The following is a 16,054-nucleotide window of genomic DNA, read 5'->3' as shown; positions in this document are numbered from 1 at the left end:
ACGGAAGGGGCGGTCGACGTCATGTACGGCTGGATCTGGAGGCATCTGCCGGGCAACGCGTGGGTGCGGGCACTGATCTCGATCGTGCTGGTGCTCGCAGTCGTCTACGCCCTCTTCCAGTACGTGTTCCCCTGGGCGGAGCCGCTGCTTCCGTTCAACGATGTGACGGTGGACGGCCAGTGAGCGCGCGGATTCTCGTCGTCGACAACTACGACAGCTTCGTCTTCAACCTCGTTCAGTACCTCTACCAGCTCGGCGCCGAGTGCGAGGTGCTCCGCAACGACGAGGTCGAGCTGAGCCACGCCCAGGACGGCTTCGACGGCGTCCTGCTGTCGCCCGGGCCCGGCGCGCCCGAGCAGGCCGGGGTCTGCATCGACATGGTCCGGCACTGCGCCGACACCGGCGTGCCCGTCTTCGGCGTCTGCCTCGGCATGCAGTCGATGGCCGTGGCGTACGGCGGCGTCGTCGACCGCGCGCCCGAGCTGCTGCACGGCAAGACCTCCCTGGTCACGCACGAGGGACAGGGCGTCTTCGCCGGTCTGCCCTCGCCCTTCACCGCGACCCGCTACCACTCGCTGGCCGCCGAGCCCGCCGCCCTGCCGGCCGAGCTCGAGGTCACCGCGCGGACCGAGGACGGCATCATCATGGGGCTGCGCCACCGTGAACTGCCCGTCGAAGGGGTGCAGTTCCACCCCGAGTCGGTCCTCACCGAGCACGGCCACCTGATGCTCGCCAACTGGCTGGAGCGGTGCGGCGACAAGGGGGCGGTCGGCCGGTCGGCGGGGCTCGCGCCGGTGGTGGGCAAGGCCGTCGCGTGACGACGGGCTCGCCGTGGTTCCGGGACGCGGGAGGCCCGGAGCCGGAGCCGATACCCGTGGACCCGTACGGGCACGGGGAGCAGCAACTGCCGTACGAGCCGACGGCGTACGAGCCCACAGCGTACGAGCCCACAGCGTACGAGCCGACGGCGTACGAGCCCACGGCATACGAGCCGTCGTACGACCCCGGGACCGGGGCAGCCGGGCCCGGCGCCGGGTACGAGGCTCCGTACGACCCCCGTCCGACGTACGAGCCGCAGCCCGCCTACGAGGCTCCGCACGAGCCGGCGTACGAGCCCGCCTACGAGGCCCCGCCCAGCTACGAGGCCCCGCAGGAGCCCGCGTACGAGGCGCCGTACGCGCCGTACGGCTCTGAGGAGCCCTCACAGGCCTCCCAGGCCCCATCGGCCCCACGGGACGAGACGGTGGCTCTACGGGCCGTGGAGACGCCTCCGGGGCCCGGACGGGCCGAGCGGCGCCGCGCGGCCAAGGGCGGCGGCAGGGGCAAGGGTCGCGGCACCACCCCCTCGGCCACTCCTGGGGCCCCTGGAACGGCCCCTGGATCCAAACCCCGCCCTCTCTCCCGCGTGGAGGCCCGCCGCGCCGCCCGCGCGGCCAAGGACAGCGTCGGCGTCGTCGCCAGCCGGGTCATCGGGGAACTGTTCATCACCTTCGGCGTCGTCATGCTGCTCTTCGTCACTTACCAGCTGTGGTGGACGAACGTCCGCGCCGGTCAGCAGACCGACCGTGCCAAGGAGCAGATCGAGGACACCTGGGCCAAGGGCGACAGCAAGCCGGAGGCCTTCGAGCCCGGCGAGGGCTTCGCCATCATGTACATCCCCAAGCTCGACGTCGTCGTGCCCATCGCCGAGGGCATCAACAAGACCAAGGTCCTCGACAAGGGCATGGTCGGCCACTACTCCGAGGGCAAGCTCAAGACGGCCATGCCGGCCGACAAGCAGGGCAACTTCGCGGTCGCCGGACACCGCAACACGCACGGCGAACCGTTCCGGTACGTCAACCAGCTCAAGCCCGGGGACCCGATCGTCGTCGAGACCCAGGACGCGTACTACACCTACAAGATGGCGAGCATCCTGCCCCAGACCTCGCCGTCGAACGTCTCGGTGATCGACCCGGTACCGAAGGGATCCGGTTTCACGAAACCCGGCCGGTACATCACACTCACCACGTGCACGCCCGAGTTCACGAGCACGTACCGCATGATCGTCTGGGGCCAACTGGTTGAGGAACGCCCGCGCAGCAAGGGGAAGCCCGAGGCACTCGTAGGCTGAGACCCGACACCTCCGGACGGGACGACGGGACGACCTAGTGGCACGCGCGCGTAACCGGATCGCCGGGATCATCAGCGTCTTCGGCGAACTCCTCATCACAGCGGGCCTGGTGCTCGGACTGTTCGTCGTCTACTCGCTGTGGTGGACCAACGTCCTCGCCGACCGTGCCGCCGACCAGGACGGCGCCCAGGTCCGCGACCGCTGGGCCGACGGCCCCGGAGCCCTCGACACCAAGGACGGCATCGGCTTCCTGCACGTGCCGGCCATGGACAACGGCGAGGTCCTGGTCAAGCAGGGCACCACCAGCGGCATCCTCAACAACGGCGTCGCCGGCTACTACACCGACCCGATCGAGTCCGCCCTCCCGCAGGACAAGAAGGGCAACTTCACGCTCGCCGCCCACCGCGACGGGCACGGCGCGAAGTTCCACAACATCCACAAGCTGAAGACCGGCGACGCGATCGTCTTTGAATCCAAGGACACCTGGTACGTCTACAAGGTCTACAAGTCGCTGCCGGAGACGACGAAGTACAACGTGGACGTCCTCCAGCCCGTGCCGAAGGAATCCGGCAAGACCGAGCCGGGCCGCTACATCACGCTGACGACCTGCACCCCGATGTACACCTCGGACTACCGGTACATCGTCTGGGGCGAACTGGAACGCACGGAGAAGGTCGACCGCGACCGCACCCCACCGGCGGAGCTGCGCTGACACCCGCCGCCCTACGACCGAGCCCCGGCATCCCATGGATGCCGGGGCTCGGTCGTGATGCGTGCGCGTGCGGGTGCGCGTGCGGGTCGGGCCGTCAGTCGAAGAAGCCGCCGCCGTTGTTGTTGTCCCCGCCGTTGGGGTCGCCGCCCGGGTTGCCGCCGTTGTCGCCGGGGTTGCCGCCGCCGCCCACGGTGATGACCGTGACCGTCTCACCGGTGTTGATCATCGAACCCGGCCCCGGGTTCGAGGTGATCACCGTGGCGTCCTCCTTGTCGGAGCCCTGCTGGACGACGACCAGACCCAAGGCCTCAAGCTGCGCCTTGACGTCCTTGAACGGCTTCGTCGCGATGTCCGTGGGGATCTGGACCTGGGTCTGCTGCGGGCCCTTGGAGACCTGGAGCGTCACCTCGGAGTTCTTCCCGACCGAGGAGTTGCCGTCCGGGGTCTGCTTCACGACCTGGTCCTTGGGCTGATCCGAGTCCACGTACTGCGTGACCACGGTGAAGCCCAGGTCCTTCAGCTGCTGCTCGGCCTGAGCGAGCGGGTTGCCGACGACCGGGGGAACCGTCGTCTGCATCTGCTTCGCGACCGTGATCGTCACCTCGGAGTTCTTTTCCGCCTTGGTGCCGCCCTGCGGGTCCGTGCTCAGGACCGTGCCCGGGTCCTCATCGGACTCCTGCTGCTCGACCTTGACCTTGAAGCCCTTGGCCTTCAGGCTCTCCTCGGCGCGCTCCTGCGACTGCTCGACGACGTCCGGGACCTCTTCGAGGGGGGCGCCCTCGGAGACGTACACCTGGATCGTGCTGCCGGTGTCCATCTTCGCGATGTTGTCCGCGACCGGGGACTGCCGGCAGACGGAGCCCTTGGGCTCGTCGCAGCGCTCGGTGCCGGCCTGGACCGCCTTCACCTGCGCGTTCGCCGCGAGACCCTCCGCCGTCTTCAGCGGCTGACCGACGAGCTGGGGGACCAGGACCTGCTGGGGCCCCTCCTTCTTGTCCATCAGCGAGACGCCGATGAAGATCGCGCCGACGAGCACCAGGATGCCCGCGAGGACCAGCAGGATCGTCGAGGTGTTCGACTTCTTCTGGCCACCACCGCGGCGCCGGTCCGGACGGTCGTCGTAGCCGTAGCCACCGTCGTCCCCGTTGACCGGGGGCATCATCGACGTCTGACCGGCCGGGTCGGCCTGGCGCAGGGCGGTGGTCGGCTGGTCCTCCGGCGGGTAACCGCCGTAGCCCCCGCCGTACGCGGGCGCGCCCGCCATGCCCATCCCCATCGCCGCGGCGGCCGCGACCGGCTGACCGTCGAGGCAGGCCTCGATGTCCGCGCGCATCTCGTCCGCCGACTGGTAGCGGTAGTCGGGGTCCTTGACCAGCGCCTTGAGGACGATGGCGTCCATCGACGGCGTGATCTCGGGGTCGAAGTTGCTCGGCGGCTGTGGCTCCTCGCGGACGTGCTGGTACGCGACCGCGACCGGCGAGTCGCCCACGAAGGGCGGCCGGACGGTCAGCAGCTCGTACAGCAGGCAGCCCGTGGAGTACAGGTCGGACCGGGCGTCGACCTGCTCGCCCTTGGCCTGCTCCGGGGAGAGGTACTGGGCGGTGCCGATCACCGCGGCGGTCTGGGTCATGGTCATGCCCGCGTCGCCCATGGCGCGCGCGATGCCGAAGTCCATGACCTTGACCTGGCCGGTGCGCGTCAGCATGACGTTCGCCGGCTTGATGTCGCGGTGCACGATGCCGGCGCGGTGGGAGTACTCGAGCGCCTGGAGGATGCCGACCGTCATCTCGAGGGTGCGCTCGGGCAGCAGCTTGCGCCCCGAGTGCAGCAGCTCGCGCAGGGTCGACCCGTCGACGTACTCCATCACGATGTACGGGATGGAGACCTGGTCGACGTAGTCCTCGCCGGTGTCGTAGACCGCGACGATCGCCGGGTGGTTCAGCGAGGCGGCGGACTGTGCCTCACGGCGGAACCGGGCCTGGAAGGACGGATCGCGGGCCAGGTCGGCCCGCAGCGTCTTCACGGCGACGGTGCGGCCGAGCCGGGTGTCCTGGGCGATGTACACCTCGGCCATGCCACCACGGCCGAGCACCGAGCCCAGCTCGTACCGGCCGCCGAGGCGACGCGGCTCTTCCATAGCTAATCCAGCCCTCTCCGTCTGTCCCGACCGCACCCATGGGTGGTCCGGCGGTGTGTGCTGTTCGCGCATACGCTACCGGCCCCGGGAAGACGTTCCGCTCGGGGCCGGTAGCTGATACCTGACCGGTACCTGGTTCGTACCGTCTACCTGGTTCGTACCGTTCCGGGATCAGCCCCGGCTCTTGATGACCGCCTTCATGACGGCCTTCGCGATCGGCGCGGCCAGGCCGCCACCGCTGATGTCCTCGCGGTCGGTGCCCTCGGAGTCCTCGACGATCACGGCCACGGCCACCGGGGACCCCTGGTCGGTCTTGGCGTACGAGATGAACCAGGCGTACGGGCGCTTCGCGTTCTTGTCGCCGTGCTGGGCCGTACCCGTCTTGCCGCCGACCTTGACGCCGTCCATGTGCAGGTCGGCGTTGCCGCCGGTGCCCTTGGTGACGACGTTCTCCATCATCTGCTGGAGCAGCTGGGCGTTCTCCTGCGAGACCGGCCGGCTCATCTCCTCCGGCTCGTTCTGCTTGACGATGTCGAGGTTCGGGGCGCGCAGCTGGTCGATCATGTACGGCTTCATCAGCTTGCCGTCGTTGGCGATCGCCGCCGTGACCATCGCCATCTGGAGCGGGGTGGTCGCGGTGTTGAACTGGCCGATGGAGGAGAGCGCGTTGCCGCCGCGGTCCATCTTCTTGTCGTAGACGGAGGCTGCGGAGCGGACCGGGGTGAACTGCTCGGCGTTGAAACCGAACTTCTCGGCCATCTCCACCATCTTGTCGCGGCCGACGTCGTCGCCGAGCTTCGCGAAGACCGAGTTGCAGGAGATCTCCAGCGCCTTGGTGAGGCTGGCGTTGGCGCAGCCCTTGGCGTGGTTGATCATCTCCTTGGTGGAGAGCGGGATCTTCCAGCCGTCGGGGGTGTCGGTCGCCGCGTTGATGTCGGTGACCTTGCCGTTCTCCAGCGCCGCGGCGGCGGTGACGACCTTGAAGACGGAGCCGGGCGGGTAGATCTCGCGGATGGCGCGGTTCAGCTTCGGCTTGCTCTTGTCCTTCTCCAGCCCGACCCAGGCCTTCTCGTCCTTGCCGGAGTAACCGGCGAAGGAAGAGGGGTCGTACGACGGCGTGGACGCCATCGCGAGGATCTTGCCGGTGGACGGCTCGATCGCGACGACGGCGCCGGTGTTGTTGCCGAGGCCCTCGAAGGCGGCCTTCTGGGCGGCACCGCTGAGGGTGGTGACGACGTCGCCGCCCTTCTTCGTCTCACCGGTGAACATGGCGAGCGTGCGGTCGAAGAAGAGCCGGTCGTCGTTGCCGGTGAGGATGCCGTCCTCGATCTTCTCGATCTGGTTGGCGTCGTAGGCCTGCGAGGCGTACCCGGTGACCGGGGCCCACATGGGGCCGTCGGTGTAGGTGCGCTTGTACTTGTAGAACGTGTCCTGCGAGTCGGCGGACCCGGTGATCGGCTTGCCGTCGACGATGATGTTGCCGCGGGGGTTGGCATACCGCTCGATCTGCACGCGCTTGTTGCGCGAGTGGGCGTTCAGCTCGTCGGCGCGGACGAACTGGAGCCAGTTGTCGCGCAGGAGCAGGGCGAAAACGAGCAGGCCACAGAAGATCGCGACCCGCCGCAGCGGCTTGTTCACGGACGGACCACCTGGGTCATCTCGGCGTCGGGGGACGGGGCGGGCGCGGGCGCGGGACGGCGCGCGGTGTCGCTGATCCGGATCAGGATGCCGACGAGGGCCCAGTTGGCGATCACGGAGGAACCGCCGTACGCGAGGAACGGCATGGTCATACCGGTGAGCGGGATGAGGCCCATCACGCCGCCGGCGACGACGAAGATCTGGAGCGCGAAGGCGCCGGAGAGGCCCATCGCGAGGAGCTTGCCGAAGGGGTCGCGGGCGGCGAGGGCGGTGCGGACACCGCGCTCGACGATCAGCCCGTAGAGGAGCAGGAAGACCATCACGCCGGTGAGTCCGAGCTCCTCGCCGACGGTGGCGAAGATGAAGTCGGAGTTGGCGGCGAAGCCGATGAGGTCCGAGTTGCCCTGGCCGAGACCCGTGCCGAGGATGCCGCCGGAGCCGAAGGACATCAGCACCTGGGTCATCTGGTCACAGGCGGGGACCGTTTCCGCGCAGGCGAACGGGTCGGCCCAGGCGTCGACACGGGCCTGGACGTGGCTCGCGAAGGAGGCCACGCCGACCGCGCCCGCGACGGACATCAGCAGACCCATGACGATCCAGCTGGTCCGCTCCGTCGCCACGTACAGCATGATCACGAACATGCCGAAGAAGAGCAGCGACGTACCGAGGTCGTTCTCGAAGATCAGGATGAGGAGGCTGACCGCCCAGATCGTCAGGATCGGGCCGAGGTCACGGCCGCGGGGCAGGTAGAGCCCCATGAAGCGGCGGCTGGCCAGGGCCAGGGCATCGCGCTTCACCATGAGGTAGCCGGAGAAGAACACCGCCAGCACGATCTTGGCGAACTCACCGGGCTGGATGGAGAACCCGGCGATGTTGATCCAGATCTTCGCGCCGTAGACCGGGGTGCCGAGGCCCGGAACGAGCGGCAGCAGCAGCAGGACGAGGGCGGCCGCCATCGAGATGTACGTGTACCGCTGGAGGACCCGGTGGTCCTTGAGCAGCAGCAGCACGCCCGCGAACATGGCGATGCCGATCGCCGAGTACAGCATCTGCTTCGGGGCGTCCGGGCTGAAGCTGCCGAAGTCCCGGATGGATTTGGCGATCAGCCGCGGCGACTGGTCGAGGCGCCAGATCAGCACCAGACCCATGCCGTTGAGCAGGGTCGCGAGGGGCAGCAGCAGCGGGTCCGCGTACGGGGCCCACTTCCGCACCACGAGGTGCGCGACGCCTGCGAGCAGGGCGAGGCCCAGCCCGTACCCGGCCATGCCGGCCGGGACCTTGCCGTCGATGGCCAGGCCCACGTTGAGGTACGCGAACACCGGGATGACGACGGCGAACGCGAGCAGCGCCAGCTCGGTGTTGCGGCGGCTCGGCGCCTCGATCGCGCCGATGGTGGTCGTGTTGGTGACAACGCTCATGGTGGTGAAAGGCCCCCTACGGGTGCTTACTGCTTGCCGCAGTTCGAGGCCAGCTTCTGCTCCTCCGCGGTGAGGGTGGGACCCGGCGACGGAGCGGCTGTGGTGGGCTTGGAGTCAGGGGTGGCGGTGCCTTCCGGCGTCTCGGCCGGCGGCTTGCTCGCCTGGTCCGCGGCCTTCTCGGCGGCGGCACGGCGCTGCTCGGTCTTCTTGCAGGCCGAAGCCTGCGCGGCCAGCTCGGAGATCTTCGTCTCGGCCTTGCCGAGGCTGCCGCCCGCGATCGTGTCCTCGACCTGCTTCCGCTGGTAGGCGGGGAGGTACTTGAGTTCGATCTCGGGGTGGTCCTTCTCGACCTTCGACAGCGAGACCCACGCCAGGTCCTGGCTGATGCCCTGGTAGAGCGCCACGTGCTGGTCCTTGGAGCCGACGAAGTACTGCGTCTGCGTCCACCGCCAGCCGCCGTAGAGCCCGCCGCCGACGAGGGCGAGGGCCAGGACGAGGAAGAAGGAGCGCTTGAGCCACTTGCGGCCGGTGCGCGGCTTGACGAAGTCGTCGTCCGTGTACGACTCGAAGGAGCCCTGCGGCGGCATGCCGCCGTAGCCGTGGTCGTCGCCGCTGCCGGGCGGACCGAAGCCGCCGGCCGGCGGCTGCTGGTGCGGGGCCGGGCGGCCGAGGCCGGAGGCGCGGCCGGCGGGGGTCTGCATCGCCCCGCCGTCGTTCAGCTGGGCGGCCTGGTTCTCGGCGACCGCGCCCACGATGACCGGGGTGTCGCTGAGGTGACCGGCGAGGGTGTCGCCGCCGTCGACGTCGAGGACGTCGGCGACGATCACCGTGATGTTGTCGGGGCCGCCGCCGCGCAGCGCGAGCTGGATCAGCTCCTGCACGGTCTCCTGCGGGCCCTGGTAGCTGGCGAGCGTGTCCTCGAGCGTCTGGTGGGACACCACGCCGGACAGGCCGTCGGAGCAGATCAGATAGCGGTCGCCGGCCCGGACCTCACGGATGGAGAGGTCGGGTTCGACGTGGTCACCGCTGCCGAGCGCGCGCATGAGGAGCGAGCGCTGCGGGTGGGTGGTGGCCTCTTCCTCGGTGATCCGGCCCTCGTCGACGAGGCGCTGGACCCACGTGTGGTCCTGCGTGATCTGGGTGAGGACACCGTCACGGAGCAGGTACGCGCGAGAGTCGCCGACGTGCACGAGGCCGAGGCGCTGACCGGTCCACAGCAGGGCCGTGAGCGTCGTGCCCATGCCCTCCAGCTGCGGGTCCTCCTCGACCATCATCCGCAACTGGTCGTTGGCGCGCTGCACCGCCGTACCGAGCGAGGTGAGGATGTCGGAACCGGGGACGTCGTCGTCGAGCGTGACGAGCGTCGAGATCACCTCGGAGGAGGCGACCTCACCGGCGGCCTGGCCGCCCATGCCGTCGGCGATCGCGAGCAGCCGGGGGCCGGCGTAGCCGGAGTCCTCGTTGCCCTCGCGGATCATGCCCTTGTGGGAGCCCGCGGCGAAACGCAGGGACAGAGTCATGCGCACCTGCCCTGTCGACGCTGCATCGGGGTACAGCCGGTCTCGACCCACACTGCCCACCCTCCGGTCGCTCCGCTCATTGTCGTACTACTTCCGCAGCTCGATGACGGTCTTGCCGATGCGAATCGGCGCGCCCAGCGGAATCGGTGTGGCGGTGGTGAGGCGGGTCCGGTCGAGATAGGTGCCGTTCGTGGACCCGAGATCCTCGACGATCCACTGGCCGTCCCGGTCCGGGTAGATCCTGGCGTGCCGGCTGGACGCGTAGTCGTCGTCCAGCACGATCGTCGAATCGTGCGCCCGGCCCAGCGTGATCGTCTGGCCCTGGAGGGCGACGGTGGTGCCCGTGAGGGTGCCCTCGGAGACGACCAGCTTGGTCGGGGCGCCACGGCGCTGCCGCCCGCCCGCGGTCGGCTGCTGGCCGCGCTGCTGCGGAGGCGCGGCGGTCTGCTGGCGCGTGTTCTGCTGCGGCCGGGCGTCCTGGCGCCGTGAACCGCGCTGCGTCACCCGCGTTCCGAACAGATCGCTGCGGATGACCTGGACGGCCACGATGACGAACAGCCACAGAACGGCCAGGAAACCCAACCGCATGACCGTCAGGGTCAGCTCTGACATTGCCCCCGCTTCACCCTTCGGCTTGCCGGTAAACGATGGTGGTGCTGCCCACGACGATCCGCGAGCCGTCGCGGAGCGTAGCGCGGGTGGTGTGCTGCCCGTCCACCACGATGCCGTTGGTGGATCCCAGATCCTGGATCGTCGAGGGCGTTCCGGTCCGGATCTCGCAGTGCCGGCGGGAGACGCCGGGATCGTCGATCCTCACGTCCGCGTCGGTGCTGCGGCCGAGGACCAGGGTCGGGCGGGAGATCTGATGGCGGGTGCCGTTGATCTCGATCCAGTGGCGCACGCGGGAGCCCGCTCCGGCCCCGGTGCCCGTGCCGGGCACGGCCACGGGGCCGCCCGCCGGACGCCCGGCGGGTGCCGCCGGCCGGTGGCCGGGGGCGCCGGGAGGGGGCGAGGCGGGCATGGGCGGGGCGCCGGCCGGGGGGTACCCGTAACCGCCGCGGCCCTGCGCCGGGCCCTGCTGGTGGTGCTGCTGGTGCTGCTGGGGTCCGCCGGCGGGCGGCTGCGGCTGTGACGTACTCGACGCGAGTGTGCGGCTGCGCACCCGGTACAGACCGGTGTCGAGGTCGTCGGCCTTCTCCAGATGGACCTTGATCGGGCCCATGAAGGTGTACCGCTGCTGCTTCGCGTAGTCCCTGACCAGGCCGGCGAGCTCGTCGCCGAGCTGGCCCGAGTAGGGGCTGAGGCGCTCGTAGTCCGGCGCGCTCAGCTCCACGATGAAGTCGTTGGGGACGACGGTCCGCTCGCGGTTCCAGATCGTCGCGTTGTTGTCGCACTCGCGCTGGAGCGCGCCGGCGATCTCGACGGGCTGGACCTCGGACTTGAAGACCTTGGCGAAGGTGCCGTTGACCAGACCTTCGAGGCGCTGCTCGAATCGCTTCAGGACTCCCATGGGGCACCTCCTCCGTCGTTGTCGTCCTGGTACTGCTTACTGATCGTATCCACGCGTCGGGAAATCGGCTGGTTCCCCTTCTCTGCCCTGTGGACGAGTGTCACCTCTCACAGACCTTTCCCCCGGATCGTAGAGGCGGCCTGTGGACAGTGTCCCGCACCCGACGGAGGGACCGGCGGTGGGACCGGGGGTCCGACCTCCGGAGCGGAGTGCGGTCCGTCACCTTCCTCCCTCCTCCTTCCGTTCCTCCCTTCCATCCGTTCTCTTCCCTTCCTTCCGTTCCTTCCGGCTCCGTCACCTTCCTGCCTCCCCTTCCTCTCCTCCCTCACTCGTTCCCTTCACTCGTTCCCTTCGGGGTCTCCGTCAGGCCTCCCTCTCTCCTTGTTCTGCGGGAGTGGGGACGAAACAAGGGATGTGAATCCACGGTCTCCGACGTGCTAATCTTCAGATGTCGCCAGGCGCTCGCACCGAAAGGTGAGGGGCTTGGAGGTCACCAATGCGCGGGTGGCGGAATAGGCAGACGCGCTGGATTCAGGTTCCAGTGCCCGAAAGGGCGTGGGGGTTCAACTCCCCCCTCGCGCACCAGACGGAAGCCCCGTAGGTCAATGACCTACGGGGCTTCCGCGTTTGTGTCGTGGAATGTGAGCCTTCCCACGTCGGGGCCGGGTGCCGGGTGCGAGAAGGCTTGGGGCGAGGTCGCGACTTTTGTCGTCGCAGCGCGAGACGAAAGACGGACGTCCGCGGATGGGGCCGCTGCCTAGGGTGCGAGCGTGGACGTTATGTCGAAGTCGGGGGACCGGGGCGCGAGCGGGAGCGACACCGGGAAAGACACAGGAATCAGGGCCAGGGCCGTTGCCTGCTGGGGATGGTTCGCCGTACCCGGACAGTGGTCGCGGCGCAGGACCGCCGGTGAGATCTCGCTCGCCGTGGTCGTCGCGCTGCTCGCCGCCGGCAGCGAGGAGCTCCTGGGCGGCGAGGGCTGGCGGCTGGCCGGAGTCGCCGCCGGTGCCGCCGTGCTGTCGCTGCTGCGCCGCAGGCTGCCCGCGAGCGTCCTCGTCCTCACTGCGGCGCTCGCCCCCTTCCTGCCCGGCTTCGGGCCGCTGCTGATCGTCGTCAGCTGGTCGGCCGGCCGGTACGTCGCGAGCGCCGGGCAGGCGCTGGCCGCGTTCATGGCCGCCTTCATCCTGGACGTCGGAGGGACGCTCCTGGAGACCTGGGACCGCCAGCGGCTGCTCACGGTGGCCTTCCTCGCGACCCTCTACTACCTGGGCACCACGCTCGCGCCCGGTCTCGCCCACCGCTACTGGACCCAGCGGCGGACCCTGCTGCACGCCCTCCAGGAGCGCAACGCCCAGTTGCTGCGGGAGCGGACGATGGTGGCCTGGCAGGCGCGGCTGCGGGAGCGGCAGCGGATCGCCCAGGACATGCACGACAGCCTCGGACACCAGCTGGCGCTGATCGCCGTGCACACAGGTGCCCTGGAGGTCGACCGGGAGCTGAGCGAGCGGCAGCGCGAGGTCGTCGGAGTCCTGCGGAACGCGTCGGTGACGGCGATGCACGAGCTGCGGGAGGTCGTCGGCATATTGCGCGACGGGATCGAGGCGACGGAGGGCACGGCCTCCGCGCCCGCGCGGGCCGGGGACGAGACGGGGCGGGCGGCGCGGGGGACCGCCGGCATCGACGGGCTCGTGGAGGCGGCCCGAGCGGCCGGGACCACGGTCGGGCTGCGCCGGGTCGGGGAGGAGCGGTCGCTGGCACCGGCCGCGGACCACGCCGCGTACCGGATCGTGCAGGAGGCGCTGACCAACGCCTACAAGTACGCGCCGGGGGCGCCGATCGGCGTCGAGCTGCGGTACGAGCCGGACACCTTCGTCGTGGAGGTCCTCAACGAGGAGTCGGAGGGCGGCCCGGCCAAGGACGTGGTGAGCGGCGGGCAGGGGCTGACCGGGCTGGCCGAGCGGGCCCGCCTGGTGGGCGGCATGTGCCACGCGGGTCCGGCCGACGGAGGCGGGTTCCGGGTGGCCGGGATGCTGCCGTACGGGGCGGCGCCCGTCGCCGAGGCAGCGCCTTTGGTCGATGCCGCCGACGACTTCCGGCAGCAGTCGACGACCCCGCTCGTGGGCGATGGTCGTCCGGTCGTGGTCGGACCGGCCGACTGGACGTTCACGGAGCGGGAGCTGGCGATGGCGGTGCGCGGGGGCAGAGGCAGGGGCAGGGGCATGGGCGCGGGCGGCGGGGTCGCCCTGGGGTGCGGGATCGCGTTCGCGGCGGTCGTGCTGCTCGTGGTGGCCGCGGGCTTCGGTCTCTTCTTCATGATCGGTTCGATGGAGAAGGGGATGATCGAGCCCGAGCAGTACGACGCGGTGAAGGTCGGCACGGCCGAGCGGGAGGTCCGTGACCGACTCCCTTCGGGCGATTCGATCGCCACCGTGGGGCTGACCGGCAAGGGGCCCGCGCGGCCGGAGGGCTCGGACTGTCTGGTGCTGCTGTCCTCGGACACGGGCGAGAAGTTCGACGAGGAGCCCGTTTTCCGGTTCTGCTTCAAGGACGGCAAGCTGATCGAGAAGAAGTCGTACGTGGTCGAGCAGCGGTGACGCTGTCCTCGGTCCTACCGGAGTCGTGGGGGAGTAGCTGTGGCAGGGCAGCCCATCAGGGTCGTGATCGCCGATGACGAGCCCCTGATCCGGGCCGGGATCCGGATGATCCTCATCTCGGACCCGGACATCGAGGTGGTCGGTGAGGCGGCCGACGGCCGGGCGGCCGTCGAGGCGGCGCGGGCGCACGCCGCCGACGTGGTGCTGCTCGACATCCAGATGCCGGTGCTCGACGGTCTCTCCGCGCTGCCGGAGCTGCGCCGGGCCGCACCGGAGGCCCGGGTGATCGTCCTGACGACCTTCGGGGAGCGGGAGAACGTCCTGCGGGCGCTGGAGCACGGGGGTGCCGGGTTCCTGCTCAAGGACACGGCGCCGGCGGAGCTGATCCGGGCGGTGCGGGCGGCCGCCGCGGGGGACGCGTATCTGTCGCCGGCGGCGACCCGACACGTGGTGGAGCGGCTCGCCACGGGCCGGGAGGCCGCGCGGTCAGAGCAGGCGCGGGCACGGGTGGCGGCGCTGAGCGAGAAGGAGCGCGAGGTACTGGCGGTGCTCGGGGAAGGGCTGTCCAACGCGGACGCGGGCAGACGGCTGCACATGAGCGAGGCCACGGTGAAGACGTACGTGAGCCGGATCCTGGCCAAGCTGGACTGCGAGAACCGGGTGCAGGCTGCGCTGCTGGCCCGGGACGCGGGGCTGTAGGCCCCTTCTCGGGTGGGCCGGGTCAGCGCGGGGCGCTGTCGCCGTCCGGGAGGCCGCCCGTGCCCGCGGTGTTGTAGCGGAGCAGATAGGCGGCGAACCGGGCGAGGTCGTCGCCCGACCAGTCCCTGAGGCGTTCCTCGTAGGCGGCGTGGCGGCTCGTCTGGGCCGCGGCGAGGACCTGGGCGCCCGCCTCCGTGGGGTGCAGGACCTGGACGCGGTGGTCGTCGGGCGCGGGCCGGCGCTCGACCAGGCCGAGCTTCTCCAGGGTGGCGACCTGGCGGCTGACCGTCGACTTGTCCAGCAGGTAGTGGGCCGCGAGGTCCGTGGCGCGGCAGCCGCGCTGGTCGTCGATGTGGGCGAGAAGCGTGTAGGAGACGAGCGGGAGCTCGGGGTGGACCCGGGCCGCCGCGGCCCGCGCGCGGCGCGCGAAGGCCGTCAGCTCGCGCTGGATGACGTCCAAGGACGCTTCGCGCGGTACGTCTGCGTCACCGGTCATGGTGCGCTCCCCTGTCGTCGGTTGCCTTCGCCTGCGGTTTCAGTTGTATAGTACAACGGTTCTTTAGTTGTAAAAGCCAACCATGGAGGTTTCGGTGTCCGCAGGACCGAGCACCAACGGCGCGTTGCGGCATGTCCTCGGACATCTGCTCACCCCCCTGCTGATGTGCGTCGGCATGGGCCTCGCCTACCTCGGCGCCTTCCACGCCCCCGCACCCCACGACCTGCGCGTCGACGTCGTCGGCTCCGGCCCGAGCGCCCAGGTCCTCGCGCAGACGCTCCAGGACAAGGGCGCCGGCGCCCTCGACGTCCGTACCGTCGCCGACCGGGAGACGGCCGTCGCCTCCCTGCGCGAGCAGGGCAGCTTCGGGGCCTACGTCCCCGGCGAGAAGCCCGAGCTCCTCGTCGCCTCGGGCTCCTCCGACACCAGCGCCATGGCCGTCGAGAAGGTCTTCACCAAGGTCGCCGCCGCACAGGACGCCCCGCTCAAGGTCACCGACGTCACCCCCGTCGCCTCCGGCGACCCCACCGGCCAGGGCGTCTTCTTCCTGCTCGTCGCCCTCAGCATCGGTGCCTACGCCTCCGTCGCCGTCATCGGCGGAGCCGGCGCCGTCCTGCCCATGCGGATCAGGGCCCTCCTCGCCGCCGCGATGTCGCTGGTCGTCAGCCTCATCGGCACCCTGTTCGCCGGACCGCTCTTCCACCTCGTCGACCAGGGCCTCGGCGGAGTCTGGGCGATGTCCTGGCTGTACGCGGCGGGCATCCTGCTCGTCGGCGTCGGCCTCCACACCTTCCTGCGCCGCTGGACCACCCTCGGCGTGATGGTGCTCTTCGTCATGCTCAACTTCACGAGCTCCGGCGGCATCTACCGGCCCGAGCTCCAACCCGGCTTCTTCGGAGCGCTCCACGCCTTCTGGAACGGCGCGGGCTTCGTCGAGGGCGTCCGCAGCCATGTCTACTTCGGCGGCCACGCACTCGGCGGACACGTCCTCGTCCTCGCCCTCTGGCTCCTCGCCGGAGCCGCGCTCGTGGTGACCGCAGGCGTCGTGGAGGCCAGGCGGAGCGGCGCGGAGAAGGCAGCCGGCGAGGCAGCCGGCAAGGCAGCGGGCAAGGCCGATGCGAAGGCCGGCGAGAAGGTCGAGGCAGAGGAGGAGATGGAGGAGGCGGTCGCCGTCTGAGGTCGTCCACAGGGCGTTGTCCACAGGGGGAGACGGTCTGTCA

General features: G+C 70.1%; 14 protein-coding genes and 1 tRNA gene. 8 read left to right on the top strand and 7 right to left on the bottom strand.

The annotated features are described in order from the left end of the window. Positions 1 to 21: 21 nt before the first annotated feature. From ACFC0G_RS05775 to ACFC0G_RS05760, 4 genes are read left to right on the top strand one after another with little or no spacing between them, the layout of a single operon-like run. Positions 22 to 183 carry a hypothetical protein gene (locus ACFC0G_RS05775; protein WP_024760376.1) on the top strand — a complete coding sequence of 54 codons (162 nt, stop codon included), beginning with the start codon at positions 22 to 24 and terminating at the stop codon, positions 181 to 183. Then, entirely contained in the window at positions 180 to 818 is a 639-nt protein-coding gene (locus ACFC0G_RS05770; protein WP_376397772.1) for an aminodeoxychorismate/anthranilate synthase component II, read from the top strand. Before ACFC0G_RS05775 ends, ACFC0G_RS05770 begins: the two co-directional genes overlap by 4 nt. Next, positions 815 to 2,110, top strand: coding sequence for a class E sortase (locus ACFC0G_RS05765; protein WP_376397769.1), 1,296 nt, complete (start codon positions 815 to 817; stop codon positions 2,108 to 2,110). The genes ACFC0G_RS05770 and ACFC0G_RS05765 overlap by 4 nt, the downstream gene beginning before the upstream one ends. A gap of 37 nt (positions 2,111 to 2,147) precedes the next feature. Beyond that, positions 2,148 to 2,822, top strand: coding sequence for a class E sortase (locus tag ACFC0G_RS05760; protein WP_376397766.1), 675 nt, complete (start codon positions 2,148 to 2,150; stop codon positions 2,820 to 2,822). 94 nt (positions 2,823 to 2,916) lie between these two features. On the opposite strand, the gene pknB is transcribed toward ACFC0G_RS05760, so the two are convergent. The 6 genes from pknB to ACFC0G_RS05730 form a co-directional block, all read right to left on the bottom strand. Continuing rightward, positions 2,917 to 4,959, bottom strand: coding sequence for a Stk1 family PASTA domain-containing Ser/Thr kinase (gene pknB / locus ACFC0G_RS05755; protein ID WP_376397763.1), 2,043 nt, complete (start codon positions 4,957 to 4,959; stop codon positions 2,917 to 2,919). A 171-nt stretch (positions 4,960 to 5,130) separates the two neighbouring features. Continuing rightward, positions 5,131 to 6,597: a peptidoglycan D,D-transpeptidase FtsI family protein gene (locus tag ACFC0G_RS05750; protein ID WP_376397760.1), complete on the bottom strand. Its 1,467-nt coding sequence runs from the start codon at positions 6,595 to 6,597 to the stop codon at positions 5,131 to 5,133. Continuing rightward, positions 6,594 to 8,015, bottom strand: a complete 1,422-nt coding sequence (locus ACFC0G_RS05745) for an FtsW/RodA/SpoVE family cell cycle protein (RefSeq protein WP_376397757.1) — start codon at positions 8,013 to 8,015, stop codon at positions 6,594 to 6,596. The genes ACFC0G_RS05750 and ACFC0G_RS05745 overlap by 4 nt, the downstream gene beginning before the upstream one ends. A 26-nt stretch (positions 8,016 to 8,041) precedes the next feature. Then, positions 8,042 to 9,535, bottom strand: coding sequence for a Stp1/IreP family PP2C-type Ser/Thr phosphatase (locus tag ACFC0G_RS05740; RefSeq protein WP_376397754.1), 1,494 nt, complete (start codon positions 9,533 to 9,535; stop codon positions 8,042 to 8,044). Between the two features lie 87 nt (positions 9,536 to 9,622). Next, positions 9,623 to 10,147, bottom strand: coding sequence for an FHA domain-containing protein (locus tag ACFC0G_RS05735; protein WP_376397751.1), 525 nt, complete (start codon positions 10,145 to 10,147; stop codon positions 9,623 to 9,625). Between the two features lie 10 nt (positions 10,148 to 10,157). Further along, positions 10,158 to 11,045, bottom strand: coding sequence for an FhaA domain-containing protein (locus tag ACFC0G_RS05730; protein ID WP_376397748.1), 888 nt, complete (start codon positions 11,043 to 11,045; stop codon positions 10,158 to 10,160). 498 nt (positions 11,046 to 11,543) lie between these two features. Between ACFC0G_RS05730 and ACFC0G_RS05725 the strand changes: the two genes are divergently transcribed. From ACFC0G_RS05725 to ACFC0G_RS05715, 3 genes are all read left to right on the top strand, one after another. Beyond that, positions 11,544 to 11,630 (top strand) — tRNA-Leu (locus ACFC0G_RS05725). Positions 11,631 to 11,824: 194 nt separating this feature from the next. Continuing rightward, entirely contained in the window at positions 11,825 to 13,639 is a 1,815-nt protein-coding gene (locus tag ACFC0G_RS05720) for a sensor histidine kinase (protein WP_376398444.1), read from the top strand. Positions 13,640 to 13,678: 39 nt separating this feature from the next. Next, on the top strand, positions 13,679 to 14,338 hold the full coding sequence (locus ACFC0G_RS05715; protein WP_376397746.1) for a response regulator: 660 nt from the start codon (positions 13,679 to 13,681) through the stop codon (positions 14,336 to 14,338). A gap of 22 nt (positions 14,339 to 14,360) precedes the next feature. Here ACFC0G_RS05715 and ACFC0G_RS05710 read toward each other — a convergent pair whose 3' ends face one another. After that, entirely contained in the window at positions 14,361 to 14,834 is a 474-nt protein-coding gene (locus ACFC0G_RS05710; RefSeq protein ID WP_376397742.1) for a MarR family winged helix-turn-helix transcriptional regulator, read from the bottom strand. A gap of 94 nt (positions 14,835 to 14,928) precedes the next feature. Between ACFC0G_RS05710 and ACFC0G_RS05705 the strand changes: the two genes are divergently transcribed. Continuing rightward, positions 14,929 to 16,011 (top strand): hypothetical protein, encoded by a 1,083-nt coding sequence (locus ACFC0G_RS05705; RefSeq protein WP_376397740.1) that lies wholly within the window; start codon positions 14,929 to 14,931, stop codon positions 16,009 to 16,011. Positions 16,012 to 16,054 lie beyond the last annotated feature (43 nt).

The organism is Streptomyces sp. NPDC056169, from assembly GCF_042268445.1.
Lineage (GTDB): Bacteria > Actinomycetota > Actinomycetes > Streptomycetales > Streptomycetaceae > Streptomyces.
The sequence above is the reverse complement of the archived record's forward strand: the minus strand, read 5'-3'. Positions and strand labels throughout refer to the sequence as shown.